Genomic DNA, 18,528 nt, shown 5'->3' on the forward strand with positions numbered 1-18,528 from the left:
GTCTATCCTTAGGCCCATGGAACTCAACGACGTCGCATTCTGCCTAGAGGCACTGGGTAATCCGGTGCGCCTGCAAGTCTTCCGCACCCTGGTGCGCAGCGGCCCGGAAGGACTCAACTTCGGCCAACTGCAGGAGCGTATCGGCATCCCGCGCTCGACGCTCGCCCATCACCTCAACACCATGGTGCAGGCCGGCGTGCTCCGCCAGGAACGGGACGGGCGTGAGGTTATTAACCGTATCGACTTCGCGAGGTTGCAGCAGGCTCTGCAGTTCGTCATGGCCGAATGTTGCCAGGACGACCGGCAAGTCTAAGGCGGTAGGGAGGGCGATGCCTTTCGAGTGGGCTTGTCCGCAACCCCTTGGATCGGCGGGCTTCGGTTAACGCGCCCAATGGGCGCGTCTGGGGTAATTCCTGGGGCGGCCCTCTATTCCCTGCGGTGCACAACGGCGCCGGCCATTGCTTTTAGCCGGCCGTTGAAAAACTACTGCGCTCGGCTATGCGGCGTTGAAATCGGCCTCACAAAAGCGACGCATTGAACGCGCTTCAGCGCGGCCCCGAAGAGATGAGCGAAGCGAATAAAGGGCTCATTTACACCACGTAAACTGCGTTTTTGACTCGCTACGCTCGCCCTGCGGGCCAGCCTTCGGCTGTTACTTCGCTTCGCTCGCTACATTTTTCAACGGCCTTGGTGCAATCCGGGAGCGGTTTGGCAGGCGATGAGCTGCCCCGGGTTTCACTCTACGCAGTACGCCCCATCGGTCTGGCTGATAGGTAGGAGTTTGCCCGCCGTCTGCGACGGGGCGCTGTCGCGCAGCAAACCGTGTAGGAGCCAGCTTGCTGGCGATGCTTTTGATCTACAAAGATCGCCAGCAAGCTGGCTCCTACATCTATGGTTACCCCCTTTTCTGCAATACTGAATGCGATGCGTGTTTGGCTTGCGTCAATCTATCCGGCGTCTGGGTGTATGCCCGCGCCTTGATGAAAATCGCGCCCGACGATCCTTTATAGGGGGACGGCTTCAAGAAGCCTCGTAGGAGCCCAGGGTCTTCGTCGGGCCGGTTGGCCGTTCACGTCATCAGTTATCCAGCATCGCAAAACCAGGTGGGTGGTGCTTGGGTGACAGCAGGGTCAGGCGTTCATCGCGCTTGGCCCTGCATCATATTCGCTGTGGTTTGCGGCTATCGCCCAGGCGATACGCGCTATCTTGTTGGCCAGCGCACACGCTACCTTGTTGGCGTGATGGCTGCTTAACAGTTGGCGGACCCAGTCTGCCAACTGGCCTTTTTGTCGCTCCAGGTTTATCAGGTAGACCCGAGCGCACTGGATCAGCAGTCGTCGCTGATTTCGATCTCCTCGTTTGCTGATACCCAGCAGCACCGGCTTGCCGCCGGTAGTGTGCTGTTTGGGCACAAGCCCTATCGAGGCGGCGTAGTCCCGCCCGCACTTGAATTGACGACCATCGCCCAACTCCGCAGCCAGGGCGGTGGAGATGACCGGGCCAACGCAGGGGATCGTCATCAAACGATGAGCCAGGTCATCTTCAGCGGCTTGGCATTCGACCTGTCGATCCATGACCTTGAGCTTCTGGTCCAGGTAGATGAAGTGGCTGTGCAGCTCCATCAGCAGCGACTTGATGGCCGGATGAAAGGTGCAATCTTCAAGCACAACAGGCAATTCCCTGATCGATTTGTATCCGGGAGACAGGCCGATGCCGACCTCCAGGCACATCGAATGGATGCGGTTGGAAGTAGCAGTGCGGTCCTTGATGTAACTTTCACGCACTGCACCGAGCATCGCGAGCGACTGCTGCGCCTCGGACTTGGGCGCCACAAAGCGCATGCTGGGACGGCCCGCCGCCTCGCAAATAGCCTCAGCGTCGGCGTAGTCGTTTTTGTTGCTTTTGACGTAGGGTCGCACGTGTTGAGCCGCGATCAGCTTGGGCTGATGCCCGAACCTGACCATCTCTCGGGCCATGAAATGCGACCCGCCACAGGCTTCCATTGCCACGATGCAGGGTGGAAGGTTGGAAGGTTGGTAAAGTACTTGGGGTATGTCTTGCGGCTGAGCTTCTTACGATGAAGCTCGTGCCCATGCTCATCATGAGCGACTACGTGGAAGGTCTGTTTTCCCAAATCAATGCTGACAATCGCTGCAGGTTTCATGGCAATGGTCTCCAATAGGTACCCGGTGAAGCGTAATGCACGATCACCGGGTAGGCGGGGGTAACCATTTCATTAAGGGTTCCGTGCTGATTAAATTTATATATATAAAACAACGAGTTATTTTTAGTTTGATGAGAGAGGGCCTTGCCCGCGATGCTTGGGAAGATAAGCGTTTGCGGGCAAGGGCCTTGGCATCGCCCTCGCTCCCATGACAGTCGTCGTTATTCGGCCGCGGCTTGGCCCAGTTCGCTCAATGCATCCGGCTGGTTCTTGAAGGCCTTGGCGAAGATCTCGCGGTTCTTCGCCATGTAAATACCCAGCTCTTCGCCTTGTTGCTCATTCAGCGAGGGCACGGCCTTCTGCAACACCTCGGTGAGCAGCTCGGCCAGTTCGAGCATCTTGTCATGACGATCGGCTTCGGCCTTATCCATAAATAAACGCTCCAGATCCCGACTGCTGCGGTACACCACTTCGACGGCCATTCATCACCTCTACGCCTTCACGCTATTGGATTGCTATAAGCTGTTTATTTATACAGTGGTTGCGAGCATAAAGAACTCTAACCCATTTGAACAGCGGCAACTGTGTCATGGCGTTGGAAAGTCATCGAATGCAGGCAGCCACATGCGGATGCACTGCCTGGACATAGTCGCCAGGCGGCATGGCAAATAACTAGGCTATGTCCCTGTTAGGTGTTGCAAGAGATACAGGGCGTTTGTGGGAGCGGATTTATCCGCGAAAATCGTCGATACGCCAACAAAACTTCGCGGCTAAAGCCGCTCCCACGAGACTGCGGCCAGTCTCAACATCTAACTGATACATAGCCATAACTATCGGTCGTTGCGGATGGGGCCAAATTCGCCTGGCACCCAGGCATAGCCGCTGCCTTCGTCGCGTACATGGCCGATGCCGGGGAAGGGCATGTGTGCGCCTGCGACCCTGAGTTTGGCGTGGGCCGGGTCGGCGAAGATTTTCTGCCGGCGTGCCAGGGCCTGCGTGCTGTCCATGTCGAACTCGATCACCGCCTCGGGCTTGGCAGGTTGCGCGGCGCTGGCCAGGGTCCGTTCAGCGGTTAGGCGTGGAATGGTTGTTTTGCTCCAGTACGTACGACGTTGTCGCTCAGTGACCCATGGCTAAGTTACCCGCTGGCGAGTGGTGTGCCGGCGGGGCGCAGCGTGCTGGTCTTGTTCCTGCATACCGGAATGTCATGGTGGCGCTGTATCATCGCTGCTCGACGCTATCCCGGGAGATCAACAGGTGAAAATGAATTGGGCCGAGAGCCTGCGCGAACACATGCATGACTTGGCTGAATCGTTAGGCAACCTGCTGGTGGAGACCTTTCATTACCTGGCGTTGTTTGCCATTGGCGCGGTCACGGCCTGGGCCGCGGTAGTGGCTTTTATCGGCATGCTCGACAAGGGGCATATCACGGTCGATGACATCCTGCTGCTGTTCATCTACCTCGAACTGGGCGCGATGGTCGGGATCTACTTCAAGACCAACCACATGCCGATCCGCTTTTTGATCTATGTGGCGATCACCGCGTTGACCCGGCTGCTGATTTCCGATGTCTCGCACCATCATCGCCCGGACATAGGCGTGGTGATGGTTTCCGGGGCGATCCTGTTGCTGGCGCTGGCGATTTTGGTGGTGCGCTACGCCTCCGCACGGTTCCCCTCGGTGCAGAGCTTGGGTCCGCGCAAAAGAACCAATCCTGCCGATGAAGCGGCGGAAAAAGATGATGTCCAGGGCGACGATTGAGCGGCGAGCAGCCGCTAGATAGGGTGATTCGACTCGCAGCGCCTCTGCTCAAGCCCCTCAGGGGGAAGCTTGGCAGGGGGTGAGCAGTAGGCGGGCAATGCGCCGGCTTACTCGGCCGCTAGTGCTGCGCCTGCTCGGTCATGCCGACGGGCTGCGTCGAGTCGTCCGTGCGGATGCGCCTGGAGAAATCCGCGGCGCCGTCCGCGGCCTGGGCGCGGGTATTGATATGGGCCCGCCGCTTGACCTCGGCGAACGACAAGCCGGCGCTGTCGAGCAAGCCGTGCCGGTAGAGCAGCTGCGGTACATAGCCGCTGGCGATTATTCTCCAGTCGAACCCTAGGTGCTGCGGGTTGACGCGAGAATTTAGCCACATGCCGGTGGTGCAGTTGGTGGTCAGGCTGTTGTAGAACTCGGGTTGCTGATGCAGCGCGTTGATGCGCTGCATGTACTCCAGGAACAACTGGCGGCCTTGCTCGATGGGGGCATGCAGCTTGTAGAGGTAGACCTGTTCGGGCGGGTTGCGCCGATAGTTGGTACGTAGCCGGATCACGTCGCGCTCGTCGGCCACCACGTAATACAGCTCATACTGACGAAAGAAACCCTTGAGGGTGGAGAAGCTCTCGCCCTTTTCCTTGCGCGTCTCGATCGACATGGCCAGGTGATCGCCGTCGCCAAAGTCGAAGCTGAGAAACACATGGGCGATGGTCGGGCCCATCCAGTAGGACGTGACCAGATCCACCCCTTGTAGCTTGGCCAGGTCGAAACGTTTGTCGTACCAGGCCGGCGTGAAGTCGGTCTCGCTGCGGTAGTCGAAGTTGCGGATGTTGTGCACGGTAACCAGGTCGCCCTCGATGGTCGCATAAGGCAGCACCGCCACGTCCGCCTGCCAGTCGCGCTGGTTGGAGGGTTCGAGGCGGTACCAGCAGACCAGCAGGCCGGCGAACTGAACGAGATAGATTGCCAGGGTGCGCCAGCGCCAGCGGCGCCGACCCAAGGCAATCAAGGCGGCCAGCGAGACGACGGCAACTGCGCCAGCCAGGCTGTAGCGCAGCAGCGCGTCTGGCGGCCCGGCAAAGATGATGAGCAACACGCCCCAGCCACCGGCCAGTGCAATCAGCAAACCTAGCAGTAGCCGAATGACAGTAATGGCGTAGCGGCTCAGGGGTTTTCTCATGGCGGGCGCCTGTTGATGGTGCGTTGAAGGGCATATAGCACACCTGCGTACATGCGGGCTGCGCCGCGAGCGTGATCGCTCGTCAGTTTTGCCGCTGCTGCAGGTCATCAGCGGCCACGCTGCAGCCGTCCGCAAAGGTCATGCTTTAGCGGCGGGTATCAGTCGCTCAAGGGTGCGAACAGCCCAGCCAGGTCATCTTCGCTCATCTGCCACTGCTCCTGGCTGCCGCCCTCCAGCAGGCCGCGCGCCAGGTTGGCCTTGGCCTGTTGCAGGTGCTGGATCTTTTCTTCGACGCTGCCGCGGGCGATCAATTTGTAGACGAACACCGGCTTGTCCTGGCCTATGCGGTAGGCGCGGTCACTGGCCTGGGCCTCGGCGGCAGGGTTCCACCACGGATCGAAGTGGATCACGGTGTCGGCGGCGGTGAGGTTGAGGCCGGCGCCGCCGGCTTTCAGGCTGATCAGGAACACCGGGAACTGTCCGGCCTGGAACTGCTGCACCGGGGTGCGCCGATCCTGGGTGCTGCCGGTGAGCTTGGTGTAGCCGATCCGGCGTGCCTGCAGCTCGGTTTCGATCAGCGCCAGCATCGAGGTGAATTGGGAGAACAGCAGCACCTTGCGGCCTTCCTCGACCAGCTCTACGAGCATCTCCAGCAAGGCGCTGAGTTTGCCCGAGTCGCTGCTTTTCAGTTGTGCATTGTCATCGCCGAGCAGGCGTAAATCGCAGCAGGCCTGACGCAGGCGCAACAGCGCTTCGAGGATCACGATCTGGCTGCGGGCCAGACCCTGGCGAGCGACTTCATCGCGGACCTTCTTGTCCATCGCCAGGCGCAGGGTTTCGTAGCGGTCGCGCTGGGCGGCGGTCAGTTCGATCCAGTGGGTCACCTCGGTCTTGGGCGGCAGCTCGCGCGCCACTTGTTCCTTGGTGCGGCGCAGCACGAAGGGTTTGATCCGCCCGCGCAGGTGCGCCAGGCGCTGCTGATTGGCCTGCTTCTCGATGGGGGTGCGGTAGTCGCGGGTGAAGCTCTTGCTGTCGCCGAGCCAGCCGGGCATGAGGAAGTTGAACAGCGACCAGAGTTCACCCAGGTGGTTTTCCAGTGGGGTACCCGTCAGGCACAGGCGTTGGCGTGCCTGCAATTGCCCGGCAGCCTGTGCGGCCTTGCTGCGCGGGTTCTTGATGTTCTGCGCTTCGTCGAGAATCAGCAGGTGATACGGCTGCGCCGCCAGCGCCTTGAGGTCGCGCGGCAACAGGGCGTAGGTAGTCAGGACGATGTCGTGATCGCCGATCAACTGGAACAGCGGGCGGCGTTTTGCCCCGTACAGAGCCAGCACCTTGAGCTGCGGGGTGAAGTGCGCGGCTTCGTCCTGCCAGTTGGGGATCAGGCTGGTGGGCATGACGATCAGCGCCGGCCGGTCCAGGCGCCCGGCTTGTTTCTCACTGAGGATATGCGCCAGGGTCTGCAGGGTCTTGCCCAGGCCCATATCGTCGGCCAACACCCCGCCGATTTCCAGTTCGCCAAGCGCCTGCATCCAGGCCAGGCCATGCAGTTGATAGGGGCGCAGGGTGGCCTGCAAATCCGCTGGCGGGTTGACCTCCTGCACGGTGTGCGCCTGCAGGCGCTGGGCAAAGCCGCGGAGCTGCTCGCCACCCTGCCAGTTCAGCGCCGGGCCTTGCTCCAGTTCGCTCAGGCGAGCGGCGTCGGCGCGTGGCAGGCGTAAACGCTGGCTGGATTCGCCCGACTCGCGGAAAAACAGTTCGCCCAGGGTGGCCAGCAAGGGCTTGAGGCGGGCGAAGGGCAGGGCGATGTGCTTGTTGCTCTGCGGTAGGCTGACCAGCAGCATTTCTTCATCCTGGCGCTGGGCCAGGGCGTCGCCATTGAGCAGCCAGGGTTTGTGGCGAATCGCCTGCAGCAGGATCGGCAACAGGCTGATGCGCCGGCCTTCGACTTCGATCCCCAGTTCCAGGTCAAACCAGTCGTGCCCGGGCGTCTCTTCGATTGCCGCGTACCAGTCGTCGACCTGCGCCAGGTTGTAGCGGAAATCCGCTTGCAGCTCGATCCGCCAACCCTGCGCGCGCAGCAGCGGCAATTGCTGCTGGACGAAACCTAACCAGGCCGTCTCGCCGGGCAGCTCGAAGTGTTCGCCGGGATGCTCGGCGAGGGCCTCGCTCTGGCGCAGGGCGACCTGCAGGCCGGCGTCTTCCAGGCGCTGGCGCAGCGCCGCCTCGGCAGCGGCGTCGCGGATGATGCGCAGGGTCAGGCTCGGACTCTGCCGCACCAGCAGGTCCTTCGCCGGTTTGCCATAGGCCAGCTGGCCCTGGTAATCGAAGGCCAGAGCGGCGCGGTGCTGGGTCTGCTCGAGCATGCGTGCCTTGCGCGCATCGAAATGCACCCGCACGTGGCTGCCGAGCATCAGTACGGGTTGCGGCGGGGTGCCCTCCAGGCGCTGTTCGACGACATCTGCCGGGGTCTCTATCAGCGGGCTGAGGTCGATACCCGCCAGTTGCTGGCGCTCCAGGGTCAGTAGGGCGGCGACCACGTGCTTGCAGTTGAACCCCACCGGGCAGCTGCACTGGCCGTTGACGCTCCAGCCCTGGGGGAAGGACTGCAGGTTGATGCGCTGCTGGTAAGTCTGCGCGCCCGAGCCGCGACAGCTGGCCAGCAGGGTCTCGCCCTTGAGGCTGAGCAGGGTGCTGCGGCCCTGCTCGGCATAGCCGAGCCCACGGGTGAAGTCCCTGGCGCGGAATGCCGGGCGCCAGTCGGCCTGGCGCAGATGCAGAACATCCAGGGCCATCATGGCAAATCAGCGGCAGTGGGGGCGAGTCTGGACATGGCAATGCCGGGTGGGTGCAAAGCCGATGATTCTGGCACAGCTGGCGCTGGATTAGCAGGCGCTTGCGCAATCTAGCCAGCGCCGGCCAGGCAAGCGGCCCCGCAGCCTGTCAGGCGGCGGGTCGGGCGTACTCGCGCAGCAGTACGCCGTCTCCCGGCAAACGGCAGCCGGTTAGGCGCCGAACGCCATGCGGTACTGGCCTGGTGTCGCGGCAAAGGCTTGGCGAAAGCGGTTGCTGAAATGGCTGGCGCTGGCAAAACCGCAGGCCAGGGCGATCTCGCCCAGCGGCAGGTGGCTGCTGTGCAGCAACTGCCGGGCGCGTTCGAGGCGGCGCGCCAGCAGATAACGGTGTGGCGGCAGGCCGACGCTCAGGTGAAACATCCGGGCGAAGTGGTACTCGGATAACGCACAGAGCCCGGCCAGCTGACCCAGGCTCAGCGGCTCGGCTAGATGCTCCTCGATGTATTCGCGCAGCCGCCGCCGTTGCGCCGGCGCCAGCCCGCCGGTCAGACGCAGGCCATCGCGCCGGCCAACCTGAGACAGCAAGGCATGGCTGAGCAGGGCGTGGGCCAGGCTGCTGGTCAGCAGGCGCTCGCCAGGCTCCAGCCAGTTCAGTCGGCTCAGCTGACGAAAACGCTGGGCCTGCTGCGGGTCGTCGAGGAAGGTGGCTTCGCGCAGTTGCAGTTCGCGCGGCTCGCGGTCGAGCAGACGCACGGCGCCGAGGGCAAATTGCTCCTGGCTGACATACAGGTGGGCAAGATTGATCTCGCCGTTGATCACCCAGGCCGACTGATGCCCGGCCGGCAGGATGCACAACTTGTCCGGTGCGCCCTTGCTCTCGGGGCGCTCGCGGCGAAAGGTGCCGGTGCCGCCCGCCAGGTAGCAGGACAGGGTGTGGTGGCTCGGCGCCTGGTAGTCGCGAGTATCGTGGCAGTTGCTCCACAGCGCCGCGGCCAAGCCATCGCCCAGCTCGGCGCTGTGCAACAGCCTGGAATTGGGTGAACTGGCCATGACCTGAAAGACCTGGCTTTGCTCGAGCTGTGACATGGGTATTTCCTCTTCCGCGCCATGCTACCGCGGTCGCGGCGATCTGCCAGCTACGCCGCCGAAAAAAGCGCAAGTTCAGGCAAGAGGGGGATTAGTGGCAGTGGCCATGTTTTGCTTGGATGACATGGAGCGGCCAGGAGCGACCGGTCACGAAAATCTGCGTTCGACCGAGGCTGTGTAAAAACGTTTTTGAGCAGGTTTGTGGGGCAGAGTCAGTACGAAAATCGCGCCTCTACGCAAATTCCGCGTCTGCTGATTAGCCTCACGCTGGCAGGTTTCACGTAGCAGGCCAGCCCTCAAAACATCGGCGCGTTTTTCCACAGCCTGGGCCAGGAGCGGACCTTCAGATGGATGGCACTGCTCAGGGGCCGATATGGCTGATGGACATGCGCGTAAAACCTGCCCGCATGTACAGGGCAACTCGGTCAACCAAAGCCCTGTTGATCGTAGATGCTGAACCCTGTGTGCGTGCCCCCGGTGCGGCGGCTGGAATGACGTATGGCGACTACAATCAAGTCAAATTAGCGCTACAACGTCGCCGTTTCATTGCTCAAACCAGTATCAGCAGAAGGGTCGATCATGCGATTTAAATGGGTAGCCACCTGTTTCGCAATCACCTTTCTGTGCAGTCAGGTATTGGCGACTGACCAGGAGCAAAAAAAGGAAGCAGCTGAAGGCAAGGCGCAGGTCCTGGAACAGAAAGTGGTGGAGAAGGGCAGCGAGACACCTGCCCCCAAATCCGAGGCCATCACCACCTCCGAAGCGCAGGCGGTCGATCCCGCAGGCGCAGCGCCTCTGGACGATGCAATCACCTGTCTTGCACGCAGCATCTACTGGGAAGCCAAAGGAGGGGCGGTTGTCGAGATGGAAGCCGTCGCCAGCGTGGTCATCAACCGGCTGGGCCATGAAGGCTTTCCTGACACGGTGTGCGCGGTGGTCAAGCAAGATTCTGAAAAGCACGCCTGCCAGTTTTCGTGGTGGTGTGACGGGCGTACGGATCAGGCAAAGGAAGACGACCAGTACGCCCTTGCCAAGGAAGTCGCGCGAAAGGCACTCAACAAGCAGCTCACGGACCGATCCCATGGCGCTCTGTATTTTCACGACAGGAGTGTGAAGCCTGCCTGGGCGAAGGCATACATCAAGACGGCCGAAACCCGGAATTTTCTTTTCTATAGGCCCCATGACGAGGCGGCGCGATAGGCAATCGTGAATGTCCGGTTTCGACCGAGGCTGTGTGAAAACCCTGAGCAAAAATTGTAGTTCGAGCTTCTATGCGAAATCTGAAATCTACCCGCTGATTAGCAGACCTAGATTTTACGTAGAAACGAGTTTTCAGTCCTATTTTGGGCACCCATAGCGCTCAAAAACGTTTTCACACAGCCTGGACCCGAAGCAGCCAGTGGCGACTATGAAATTATCAATTCACTCCGACCCCATTAGTTTTGCCGACTTTTTCAACAGAATCGGTCGGATGCCGTCGGTCGAGACAGGCAGGGATCGGCCAGCAGCCACTGCTTGAACCTAGCTGCATAGCAAGTGGCGATTCACATCGCTCTTGGCGCCCATCCCCTGATGACTTGTTTTTGCTCAGACGCACGGGGCACTGTCTTCAGCCTTTGCGGTTTAGCCTCCCGCCAGCCTCGCGCAAACAGTCGGCCAGTTTCTCGAGTATGGGCGTGGCGATAAGCGGAGAACGAATCAGGTTCATCTTCATGATGACATCGCTGTTGAGCAGCTGCCTCGGTAAAGGTCGTGTCTGCCCGGGCTTGAGCAGCGACTCCGGCAGCAGAGACACGGCCATTCCAGCCTGCACCGCAGCAGCGATATTCTCCATCACCGGACTGCTGAAGACCTTTTGATAGGTGATGCCGGAGCGCTTGAGGTCCGCCAGACACAGCTCACGCACGATGCAATCGTCCTCGTATAACGCGACTGGCAGCTTGTCATGCTCGTCCAGGCGAAAGCTTATCGCGGCGGCCCAGATAAGCCGCTCGGACCAGAGCAATTCCTCGCCCTCGCTGTCTGCTTCACCGGCGACTATCGCTACGTCCAGATCACCCCGCGCTACCAGCTTGCGCAGATTGCGGCTGCGATCGCAAGTGATACGGGCATCAAGGTGCGGCAACTCGCGCAGCAGGATCGGCATGAAGTGAATCAAAAAGTCCTGAGCGTAATCAGTGGAAATGCCGAAGCGTATCTTGCCGGTCAGCTGCCTCTGATCCAACGCCGTCAGGGTAGCGTTGCTCAGGCGCAATAGCTGCTCGGTATAACCGAGCAAGGTTTCACCATCCCGGGTCAGGGTGATGCCCTGGTTATTACGTTCAAGCAAACGTTTGCCAAGCTGCTCCTCAAGCCTTTTGAGCTGCATGCTCACTGCCGCCTGGGAGCGGAAGAGTGTTCCGGCGGCCTTTTTCAACTCCCCCGCCTTGACCACGGCGGCAAAAGTCCGCAGCAATTCCAGATCCAGCAAGGGCTCCATGGCAGCACCTGTTCGTAAAGTTCGGAATCCGATTATTACATGTAGTTCATATTAATTGAATTATATGGCCACGTTAATTCGTTTGAATGAACATCATGATGCCCTTAAGGTAGCCATCAAGTGATCGCTTGATCTCATTACTACCCGCCCTGAATTCGGGCGCAACGGCGGAGAACGATATGAACCCTCACAAGCTTCCACAAACCATGGCTGGCGTGCAGATGGTCGGCTACGGCGGACTAGACAAGCTGCATTACCAGGAGAATTTGCCAGTTCCGCACCCGGCAGACGGCGAGGTACTGATCAAGGTCGGTGCCGCCGCGCTCAACAACACCGACATCAACACCCGCATCGGCTGGTACTCCAAAGGCGTCAGCGGAGACACCAACAGCGGTGGCTCGCATGGCTTTGCCACGGTCGAGGAAGCTGATGCCACCTGGTCGGGAGGAACGCTGCAATTGCCGCGTATCCAGGGCGCCGACTGTTGCGGCACGATCGTTGCCGTCGGGGCGAATGTCGACCCCGCACGGATAGGCGAGCGAGTCATCGTGCGCCCCATGCAGCAATCGCCGGATACAACCGACGCTTTCAACTGCATAACCTTCGGCTCCGAGCGCGATGGCGGCTTCGCCCAGTACTGCACTGTGAGAGCCAGCGAAAGCTTTCCGGTGGATTGCGCGCTCAGTGATGTCGAGCTGGCGTCCTTCCCTTGCGCCTACTCAACCGCCGAAAACATGCTCGAACGTGTCGGGCTCAAGGCCGGCGAGCGCGTGCTGATCACCGGCGCCTCCGGTGGCGTGGGCTCTGCGGCAGTACAACTGGCCAAACGGCGCGGCGCCTATGTAATCGCTATCTGCGGTGCGGAAAAGATCGAGCAGCTGCAACAGCTGGGCGCTGATCAAGTTATCTCTCGCAGCGCGGACCTCCTTGCCGAGCTGGGCAGCGACAGCCTGGAGGTCGTGGTTGATCTGGTTGCCGGTCCGCAGTGGCCCGTACTGCTCAAGCTGTTGTGTCGCGGTGGACGCTATGCCGTTGCGGGCGCCATTGCCGGACCGCTGGTCGAACTGGACGTACGCACGCTTTACCTCAAAGACCTCAGCTTTTTTGGCTGCACCTACCAGCCGCGCCTGGTGTTCGAAAACCTGGTCGGATACATCGAACGCGGCGAAATCCGCCCCTTGGTGGCGAAGACCTACCCCTTGGCGGATATCGTGCTAGCCCAGCAGGAATTCATGGCCAAGCAGTTCATCGGCAAGCTGGTGCTGGTCCCGCCCGCTGAAGTTTAGAGACAACACTGGCCGAAACGGGCTTTTTCAAGGGCAGCTTCGGGCCGCCGGTCGCAAGCGCAAGAGGCCGGAAAAAACGGGACGGATTTATTTGTGGCGGCAGTGGAGGTGCATGAAGGCCGTCCGCATCGCGTACGTTTTGATGCCGTAGCAGGCTTTTCCTTCGCGGCACTGACACCTTGGGCGATGCAGGCGCTGGCCCCAGGGAGTCATGTGATCTCAGATGGTTTAGCGGGGTTTTCGGTACTGCAGCAGTTAGGCTTTCAGCATGAAGTGATAATGGCCTCGAAAGGCAAAGCGAGCACAGAGATTGAGCCGTATCGGTGGTTGAATGTCTTGCTTGGCAACCTAAAGACGTCTTTGAGTGGCACCCATCACGCCTTCAAATTTGCCAAATACGCACCGCGTTATCTGGCCGATGCGCAGTACCGGTTCAATCGACGGTACGATCTGGCGGCGATGGTGCCTCGCTTAGCCATTGCAGTCATGCGGGCAACTCCTTGTTCCAGAAGGGACATCACGGCGCTGGCTGAGATAGGGACATAATCAGGAAAATCAATGACACTGACCTCATTGATCACTGACCCCATTGATAAAGCGCGTTAAATAAATCTGCGCCGTTTCTTCTCTGCCCCCGTTCCCCTCTCATCTGGCAGAAAGTGCGTCACGCAGATAAGCGAGTTGTCAGATCATCCAGTAACCACCGCCCCGCAACTCCCAGTTGGCGGTTTTCCATGTGCGCCGCATAGATGGTAACGATGCTGGGGGAGCTGGTGAGTTCCAAGGCAAGCTTAAGCGGTACGAGTCGCCCTGCTGCAATATGATCTACGATCAAATGCTCTGGCATTCGGCACCATCCAAACCCTGCGAGCAGGAAATCCAGTCGTCGACCCAAATCGGCAAATCGCCATAGAGCTCCGCCCGCCAAGCCATAGTTAGGGCCGTCAAAATCAACTGGATCCGAGAGTACCAGTTGTACAAATTGCTCCAGGTCTCCACGCGTTACAGCACGATCAAGCAACGCAAGCGGATGCTGTGCAGAAACAACTGGCGTGAGGCCAACAGCTAGCAGCGGAAAGGCTGCAATATCATTCGGCACTGCTGGAAGCAGCAAACAAAGCGCCAGCGCCGCATCGCCGCTGCGAATTCGCCGCTCCGCGCCGCCCAGACCTTCGGTTGAGAACGTAACCGTTAAGTGCGTAAAGGTTTCACGTAGCGCGCGCAGGCTTTCAATGAGCGGCGCGGTCGGCACTAGAGGATCAATTGCCAAAGCCAGCTCCGGCTCGATGCCCGCATGAGTACTGGCAGCAATCGCTTCAAACTGTGAGGCACTTGCCAGCACCAGCCTCGCTTGGGCGACCAGAACACGGCCAATATCAGTGAGGCGGGGTCGGTGGCCACTACGGTCGAAGAGCTGGACCCCCTGCATGTTTTCAAGCGTCGCTACTGACTGACTTATGGCGGATTGTACGCGTCGCAACTCACGACCCGTAGCCGAGAAGCTACCCGTGTCGGCGATCGTCACGAGGACGCGAAGCTGATCGAGGCTAAGACTTCCAATCATGCTCAATCACTTAAACAGATAGATATCATCATATTTTAATCACTCCTAGTGAAGGTTCGAATAACTTAGATTGTGTGGACCGCGGCTGAATCCCGCAACCCAAAGCCCGCTTTCGGCTTGCAATCCTCGCAACCCATCAGGAGATTTTCCCATGTCGACACTTCTTGTTATCGAGACTAGCCCACGAGGCGATTTTTCTATTTCTCGTAACCTTACCCATCGTTTTGTTAAGGCGTGGCAAACGGCTCATCCTGCTGGCGTGGTAGTTCAGCGCGAACTGATGAGCAGCAAACTTCCTTTCGTCAATGAGTCGTGGCTGCAGGCTTACTTTACGCCGCCTGATCAACATTCGACCGCAATGAAAGAGATACTTCAGCTCTCCAACGACCTTGTGGCAGAGCTGCTTGCAGCTGACCATTTGGTGATCGCAACACCTGTCTACAACTACAACATTCCAGCCGCTCTCAAAGCTTGGGTAGATCACATCGTGCGCAAGGGCATGACTCTAGGCCATGATGGCAAAGGCCTTGTACTTGGCAAGAAAGCGACCGTGCTCCTAGCCTCTGGCGGCATTTATACCGAAGGCTCACCAATTCAGGATCGTGACATCGCCACTCAATATCTGCGACTTATTTTGAACGTCATTGGAATATCCGACGTTACGTTCATCGCTGCAGGAGGCGCCAAAGCGGTGGATCTTGGTGAAGTAGGACGCGACGAATTTTTGAGCAGATTTGATGATCAGATCGAACGGGCAAGCCAGTACATATAACGCAGCAGGAGCAAAAAAGATTCAGATTACGTTCCAACTTCGAAAGTCCGTTTTTGGCCGGTTTCTGCCTTTCGCCAACGGCAGCTATATTGGGTCGATAGCAGGCCGCAAGAATGCTCTGCTGCCGCTCCAGGCTACCTTCGAGGCTAGAATCCACGGGTCAGTCCCAATCTTGGAGAGCCAAGATGATCAGCAAAAATACGATTTGCCTCTGGTACGACGGCACCGCGTTGGACGCTGCGACGTTCTACGCCAAGACGTTCCCAGACAGCGCGGTAGGAGCAGTCCATCGCGCGCCTGGCGACTATCCTGCGGGCAAGCAGGGCGATGTCCTGACGGTTGATTTCTCGGTGATGGGCATCCCCTGTCTCGGACTGAACGGAGGGCCAGTCTTCAAGCATAACGAGGCTTTCTCGTTCCAGGTTGCCACTGACGACCAAGCCGAAACGGACCGCTTGTGGCGCGCGATTGTCGAAAACGGAGGCGAGGAAAGCGCATGCGGTTGGTGCAAGGACAAATGGGGACTGTCGTGGCAGATCACGCCACGCGCATTGACGGCCGCGATAGCCAATTCTGATCGAGCGGCGGCCAAGCGCGCGTTTGAAACCATGATGAACATGAGAAAGATCGACATCGCTACGATCGAAGCTGCGTTGAAGGCTTAACCAGTACAGCCGGACGTCATTAACGTCCGCTTCACACCATGCTACTGCGCGCCCGGCGATCTGCCAGCTATGCCGTCGAGAAAGCGCACGTTCAGGCAAGTGTCGCAGCTCGCACGCTCGACAGTCGTGTCATTCATCCGGGCTTCGGGCAGGGTCGAGCGAATACTCTGATCGTCACAGGATTCACCCATGTCAGACCGCTACCGGGATATCGATCCCGATGGGGGCACTCGCCGCAGGCTGTACACCATTGGTTCACCGGCGCGGCACAAAGCTGGCGGGTTGTCGCTTCGCTCCGAAGCCGCCCTACGACCCGGGTTTCTGCCACTGCTGTTTGATTGCCTGCCATTGGTTGTCGCTTAGCCATTTATCCGCCAGGGGGAAGAGGATATTTTCCTCGCTGTCCAGGTGGTCATAATATTTTTCAATGTAATCCTTGATGAAGGTGGCTGTTTCTTTGGGCGTAAGGCTTGAGTGCTCGAGCGCCTTGAGCTGGCTGGCAATGCGCGCAAAACCCTGATGGTCGCGCTCTATATCCAGTACGCGCGGATGCACGGGGGCAAGGGTGGTTAATAACAGGCGGCCAATAAGTTCTTCGTTCTGGTGGTGGCGGGTTTCGGCCTCACCATGCAGAGACTCCAGTAGCGCAAAAAGTTGCTGACGATCAGTCGCGTCGCAGGCATCTTTTTCGAGTTTTCCGAGTGGTTTTGTCATCTGGTCGATGGTGGCGGAAATAGTCTGGTGATAGTGGTGAAGTTCCTCTAACAAGGGGTGCATGTTCAATCCTCACAGGTCACTGTCCTGATGCTTTTAATCAAGCATAGGACAGTACGCATCCCTCCGGACAAATCCTGATGTTCAGATACCTGAGGCTCTGGGGCGAGGAGCGGCAACGCCGTATCAGGACCTCAGGCGCCGAAATTGACTATTCGAACTGACCAAGTCGGCTGACTAGTAGCGCTGCAGGGCACCATTCTCGATGCGCACGCGGTCGCCGACCCTGAGGTCGCCGATGCTTGGCTGGGTCAGGGTTTGATAGGAGCCGTTTTCCATGCGCACGGTGACTCTGTAGGCGTTCTCGGCCTGTTTGCGTTTCTCAATTTGGTGGCCTATATAAGCACCGCCGGCTGCCCCGGCGATTGTCGCCGCCGTGTTGCCTCTGCCAGAACCCACCTGGTTGCCCGCTACGCCGCCGATCACCGCGCCAGCCACGGAGCCCAGGCCGAAGCCGGTTCCACCGACGCCCTGGTAGTCCTGCGGGGTGCTGTCAATCGACTCCACTCGGCCGTAGCCGGAATAGATGCCTCCTGGTGTCGGGCTATTCTGATACCCGCCCTGCGGGTAGTTGGTCGTGGTGGGCGGGTTGGTGGGCGTGCAGGCACTGAGCGCAAGAACACCGGCGAACCCGAGCATGGGGCCGAATTTCTTCATCGTGGTCATAAGCAGTTTCCTCTTGTGGTGCCTGTTGCCGGCAATCTCTCCCATATGGACCTCGCCAGGAGGGAAAAGTCCGGTTTGACCGCGAGCCCCAGTCCTCGATTCAGACTGTGCGCAATGCCATTCCCGGTCGGTGCGCCAGCACACATGCAGTTGGTCAGTGCCGATAGAGTGGAGCAAGTGTTTCTGCTGATGCTCAAAACCCGCAACTTTATGCAAGTGCCGACAGCAGGCGCGGCGCAGACTGGCGCCATCCACTGGGAGTCGTCCGATGAACCTGTCGCTATACCTGTTGACCGTGCTGATCTGGGGCACCACCTGGATCGCCATCAAGCTGCAGATGGGCGAGGTGGCGATTGCCGCCTCGATTGCCTATCGCTTTGCCCTGGCGGCGGCGGTGCTGTTTGCCGTGTTGCTGCTCAGCGGCCGCCTGCAGACGCTCGATAGACGTGGCCAGGTGATCTGCCTGCTCCAGGGCCTGTGCCTGTTCTGCATCAATTTCCTGTGTTTCTACACCGCCAGTCAGTGGATCCCCAGCGGGTTGGTTGCGGTGATTTTCTCCACGGCAACCTTGTGGAATGCGCTGAACGCGCGGCTGTTCTTCAAGCAGAAGATCGCCGCCAATGTCCTGGCCGGTGGCGCCCTGGGGCTGGCGGGCCTCGGCTTGCTGTTCTGGCCCGAATTGGCGGGGCATGCGGCCAGCCGGGAAACCCTATTGGGCATCGGCTTGTCGCTGATTGGCACCCTGTGTTTTTCCGCCGGCAATCTGCTCTCCAGCATGCAGCAGAAGGCCGGCCTCAAGCCACTGACCACCAACGCCTGGGGCATGCTTTACGGCGCCTTGATGCTGGTGGCGATCTGCCTGGTCAACGGCACGCCGTTCGGTTTCGAGTGGAGCACGCGCTACGTCGGTTCGCTGTTGTACCTGGCGATTCCCGGTTCGGTGATCGGCTTCACCGCCTACCTGACCCTAGTCGGGCGCATGGGGCCGGAGCGGGCGGCTTACTGCACCGTGCTGTTCCCGGTGGTGGCGCTGAACATCTCGGTGTTCGTCGAGGGTTACCAGTGGACCGCGCCGGCATTGTTCGGCCTGGTGTTGGTGATGCTCGGCAACGTGCTGGTGTTTCGCAAGCCGAAAGCGGTGCCGCAGCTGGCGCGGGCTGCGGGCTGAAGCGGTAGGGGGCGCTGGGTCATTACAGCCGGTGCGCGCGGCGCACCCTAGTGTCACGACAGGGTTCAACTGTCGCAAACCTGTAGGAGCACGCCATGCGTGCGAATCGCCGGCATGGCCGGCTCCTACAAGAAGCCGATGGCTAAGGGCGCATGGGACGCCACGACAAATGATCTG

16 protein-coding genes and 2 pseudogenes are annotated in these 18,528 nt (G+C 59.7%); 8 read left to right on the forward strand and 10 right to left on the reverse strand.

The features are described from left to right. The first annotated feature begins 16 nt into the window (after window positions 1–16). The gene (locus VCJ09_RS05400) at window positions 17–313 is read left to right on the forward strand and encodes an ArsR/SmtB family transcription factor (RefSeq protein WP_324733444.1); all 297 of its coding nucleotides are present in this window, start codon (window positions 17–19) and stop codon (window positions 311–313) included. 817 nt (window positions 314–1,130) lie between these two features. On the opposite strand, the pseudogene VCJ09_RS05405 reads toward VCJ09_RS05400, so the two are convergent. The 3 genes and pseudogenes from VCJ09_RS05405 to VCJ09_RS05415 all read right to left on the reverse strand — a co-directional run bounded on the left by VCJ09_RS05405 (window position 1,131) and on the right by VCJ09_RS05415 (window position 3,171). Beyond that, window positions 1,131–2,164, reverse strand: a pseudogene (locus tag VCJ09_RS05405) (IS110 family RNA-guided transposase). A gap of 221 nt (window positions 2,165–2,385) precedes the next feature. Then, window positions 2,386–2,646: a YebG family protein gene (locus VCJ09_RS05410; RefSeq protein ID WP_324733445.1), complete on the reverse strand. Its 261-nt coding sequence runs from the start codon at window positions 2,644–2,646 to the stop codon at window positions 2,386–2,388. Between the two features lie 348 nt (window positions 2,647–2,994). Next, the gene (locus VCJ09_RS05415; RefSeq protein ID WP_324733446.1) at window positions 2,995–3,171 is read right to left on the reverse strand and encodes a hypothetical protein; all 177 of its coding nucleotides are present in this window, start codon (window positions 3,169–3,171) and stop codon (window positions 2,995–2,997) included. 250 nt (window positions 3,172–3,421) lie between these two features. On the opposite strand from VCJ09_RS05415, the gene VCJ09_RS05420 reads away from it, so the two are divergent. Continuing rightward, window positions 3,422–3,925, forward strand: coding sequence for a phosphate-starvation-inducible protein PsiE (locus VCJ09_RS05420; RefSeq protein WP_324733447.1), 504 nt, complete (start codon window positions 3,422–3,424; stop codon window positions 3,923–3,925). Between the two features lie 118 nt (window positions 3,926–4,043). On the opposite strand, the gene VCJ09_RS05425 is transcribed toward VCJ09_RS05420, so the two are convergent. The 3 genes from VCJ09_RS05425 to VCJ09_RS05435 form a co-directional block, all read right to left on the reverse strand. Next, complete coding sequence (locus VCJ09_RS05425; RefSeq protein ID WP_324733448.1) at window positions 4,044–5,099, reverse strand: Lnb N-terminal periplasmic domain-containing protein; 1,056 nt, start codon at window positions 5,097–5,099, stop codon at window positions 4,044–4,046. 158 nt (window positions 5,100–5,257) lie between these two features. After that, on the reverse strand, window positions 5,258–7,891 hold the full coding sequence (locus tag VCJ09_RS05430) for a DEAD/DEAH box helicase (RefSeq protein ID WP_324734601.1): 2,634 nt from the start codon (window positions 7,889–7,891) through the stop codon (window positions 5,258–5,260). 210 nt (window positions 7,892–8,101) lie between these two features. Then, entirely contained in the window at window positions 8,102–8,977 is an 876-nt protein-coding gene (locus VCJ09_RS05435) for an AraC family transcriptional regulator (protein ID WP_324733449.1), read from the reverse strand. Between the two features lie 579 nt (window positions 8,978–9,556). Here VCJ09_RS05435 and VCJ09_RS05440 point away from each other — a divergent pair. Further along, window positions 9,557–10,177 carry a cell wall hydrolase gene (locus VCJ09_RS05440; protein ID WP_324733450.1) on the forward strand — a complete coding sequence of 207 codons (621 nt, stop codon included), beginning with the start codon at window positions 9,557–9,559 and terminating at the stop codon, window positions 10,175–10,177. A 409-nt stretch (window positions 10,178–10,586) separates the two neighbouring features. On the opposite strand, the gene VCJ09_RS05445 is transcribed toward VCJ09_RS05440, so the two are convergent. Continuing rightward, the gene (locus VCJ09_RS05445; protein ID WP_324733451.1) at window positions 10,587–11,456 is read right to left on the reverse strand and encodes a LysR family transcriptional regulator; all 870 of its coding nucleotides are present in this window, start codon (window positions 11,454–11,456) and stop codon (window positions 10,587–10,589) included. A 179-nt stretch (window positions 11,457–11,635) separates the two neighbouring features. Here VCJ09_RS05445 and VCJ09_RS05450 point away from each other — a divergent pair, with 179 nt between their 5' ends. Then, entirely contained in the window at window positions 11,636–12,742 is a 1,107-nt protein-coding gene (locus VCJ09_RS05450; RefSeq protein WP_324733452.1) for an alcohol dehydrogenase family protein, read from the forward strand. Between the two features lie 51 nt (window positions 12,743–12,793). Continuing rightward, window positions 12,794–13,288: pseudogene (locus VCJ09_RS05455) on the forward strand (transposase); the annotation flags it as partial. A gap of 118 nt (window positions 13,289–13,406) precedes the next feature. On the opposite strand, the gene VCJ09_RS05460 reads toward VCJ09_RS05455, so the two are convergent. Beyond that, window positions 13,407–14,306 carry a LysR family transcriptional regulator gene (locus VCJ09_RS05460; protein WP_324733453.1) on the reverse strand — a complete coding sequence of 300 codons (900 nt, stop codon included), beginning with the start codon at window positions 14,304–14,306 and terminating at the stop codon, window positions 13,407–13,409. Window positions 14,307–14,457: 151 nt separating this feature from the next. On the opposite strand from VCJ09_RS05460, the gene VCJ09_RS05465 reads away from it, so the two are divergent. Together VCJ09_RS05465 and VCJ09_RS05470 are read left to right on the forward strand one after the other, a co-directional pair. Then, window positions 14,458–15,078, forward strand: coding sequence for an FMN-dependent NADH-azoreductase (locus VCJ09_RS05465; RefSeq protein ID WP_324733454.1), 621 nt, complete (start codon window positions 14,458–14,460; stop codon window positions 15,076–15,078). A gap of 185 nt (window positions 15,079–15,263) precedes the next feature. Further along, the gene (locus tag VCJ09_RS05470; RefSeq protein WP_324733455.1) at window positions 15,264–15,743 is read left to right on the forward strand and encodes a VOC family protein; all 480 of its coding nucleotides are present in this window, start codon (window positions 15,264–15,266) and stop codon (window positions 15,741–15,743) included. A gap of 306 nt (window positions 15,744–16,049) precedes the next feature. On the opposite strand, the gene VCJ09_RS05475 is transcribed toward VCJ09_RS05470, so the two are convergent. Together VCJ09_RS05475 and VCJ09_RS05480 are read right to left on the reverse strand one after the other, a co-directional pair. Continuing rightward, the gene (locus VCJ09_RS05475; RefSeq protein WP_324733456.1) at window positions 16,050–16,520 is read right to left on the reverse strand and encodes a hemerythrin domain-containing protein; all 471 of its coding nucleotides are present in this window, start codon (window positions 16,518–16,520) and stop codon (window positions 16,050–16,052) included. 174 nt (window positions 16,521–16,694) lie between these two features. Further along, window positions 16,695–17,183, reverse strand: a complete 489-nt coding sequence (locus VCJ09_RS05480; protein ID WP_324733457.1) for an outer membrane lipoprotein — start codon at window positions 17,181–17,183, stop codon at window positions 16,695–16,697. 268 nt (window positions 17,184–17,451) lie between these two features. On the opposite strand from VCJ09_RS05480, the gene VCJ09_RS05485 reads away from it, so the two are divergent. Beyond that, the gene (locus tag VCJ09_RS05485; protein ID WP_324733458.1) at window positions 17,452–18,351 is read left to right on the forward strand and encodes a DMT family transporter; all 900 of its coding nucleotides are present in this window, start codon (window positions 17,452–17,454) and stop codon (window positions 18,349–18,351) included. Window positions 18,352–18,528: the final 177 nt, after the last annotated feature.

The organism is Pseudomonas paeninsulae (genome assembly GCF_035621475.1).
Classification (GTDB): Bacteria; Pseudomonadota; Gammaproteobacteria; order Pseudomonadales; family Pseudomonadaceae; genus Aquipseudomonas; species Aquipseudomonas paeninsulae.

Coding starts and splice junctions, on each gene's coding strand:
- VCJ09_RS05465 (WP_324733454.1), top strand. CDS start 14,458: ATGTCGACACTTCTTGTTATCGAGACTAGCCCACGAGGCGATTTTTCT.
- VCJ09_RS05430 (WP_324734601.1), bottom strand. CDS start 7,891: ATGGCCCTGGATGTTCTGCATCTGCGCCAGGCCGACTGGCGCCCGGCA.
- VCJ09_RS05450 (WP_324733452.1), top strand. CDS start 11,636: ATGAACCCTCACAAGCTTCCACAAACCATGGCTGGCGTGCAGATGGTC.
- VCJ09_RS05425 (WP_324733448.1), bottom strand. CDS start 5,099: ATGAGAAAACCCCTGAGCCGCTACGCCATTACTGTCATTCGGCTACTG.
- VCJ09_RS05470 (WP_324733455.1), top strand. CDS start 15,264: ATGATCAGCAAAAATACGATTTGCCTCTGGTACGACGGCACCGCGTTG.
- VCJ09_RS05475 (WP_324733456.1), bottom strand. CDS start 16,520: ATGCACCCCTTGTTAGAGGAACTTCACCACTATCACCAGACTATTTCC.
- VCJ09_RS05445 (WP_324733451.1), bottom strand. CDS start 11,456: ATGGAGCCCTTGCTGGATCTGGAATTGCTGCGGACTTTTGCCGCCGTG.
- VCJ09_RS05440 (WP_324733450.1), top strand. CDS start 9,557: ATGCGATTTAAATGGGTAGCCACCTGTTTCGCAATCACCTTTCTGTGC.
- VCJ09_RS05400 (WP_324733444.1), top strand. CDS start 17: ATGGAACTCAACGACGTCGCATTCTGCCTAGAGGCACTGGGTAATCCG.
- VCJ09_RS05485 (WP_324733458.1), top strand. CDS start 17,452: ATGAACCTGTCGCTATACCTGTTGACCGTGCTGATCTGGGGCACCACC.
- VCJ09_RS05415 (WP_324733446.1), bottom strand. CDS start 3,171: ATGGACAGCACGCAGGCCCTGGCACGCCGGCAGAAAATCTTCGCCGAC.
- VCJ09_RS05435 (WP_324733449.1), bottom strand. CDS start 8,977: ATGTCACAGCTCGAGCAAAGCCAGGTCTTTCAGGTCATGGCCAGTTCA.
- VCJ09_RS05410 (WP_324733445.1), bottom strand. CDS start 2,646: ATGGCCGTCGAAGTGGTGTACCGCAGCAGTCGGGATCTGGAGCGTTTA.
- VCJ09_RS05480 (WP_324733457.1), bottom strand. CDS start 17,183: ATGACCACGATGAAGAAATTCGGCCCCATGCTCGGGTTCGCCGGTGTT.
- VCJ09_RS05460 (WP_324733453.1), bottom strand. CDS start 14,306: ATGATTGGAAGTCTTAGCCTCGATCAGCTTCGCGTCCTCGTGACGATC.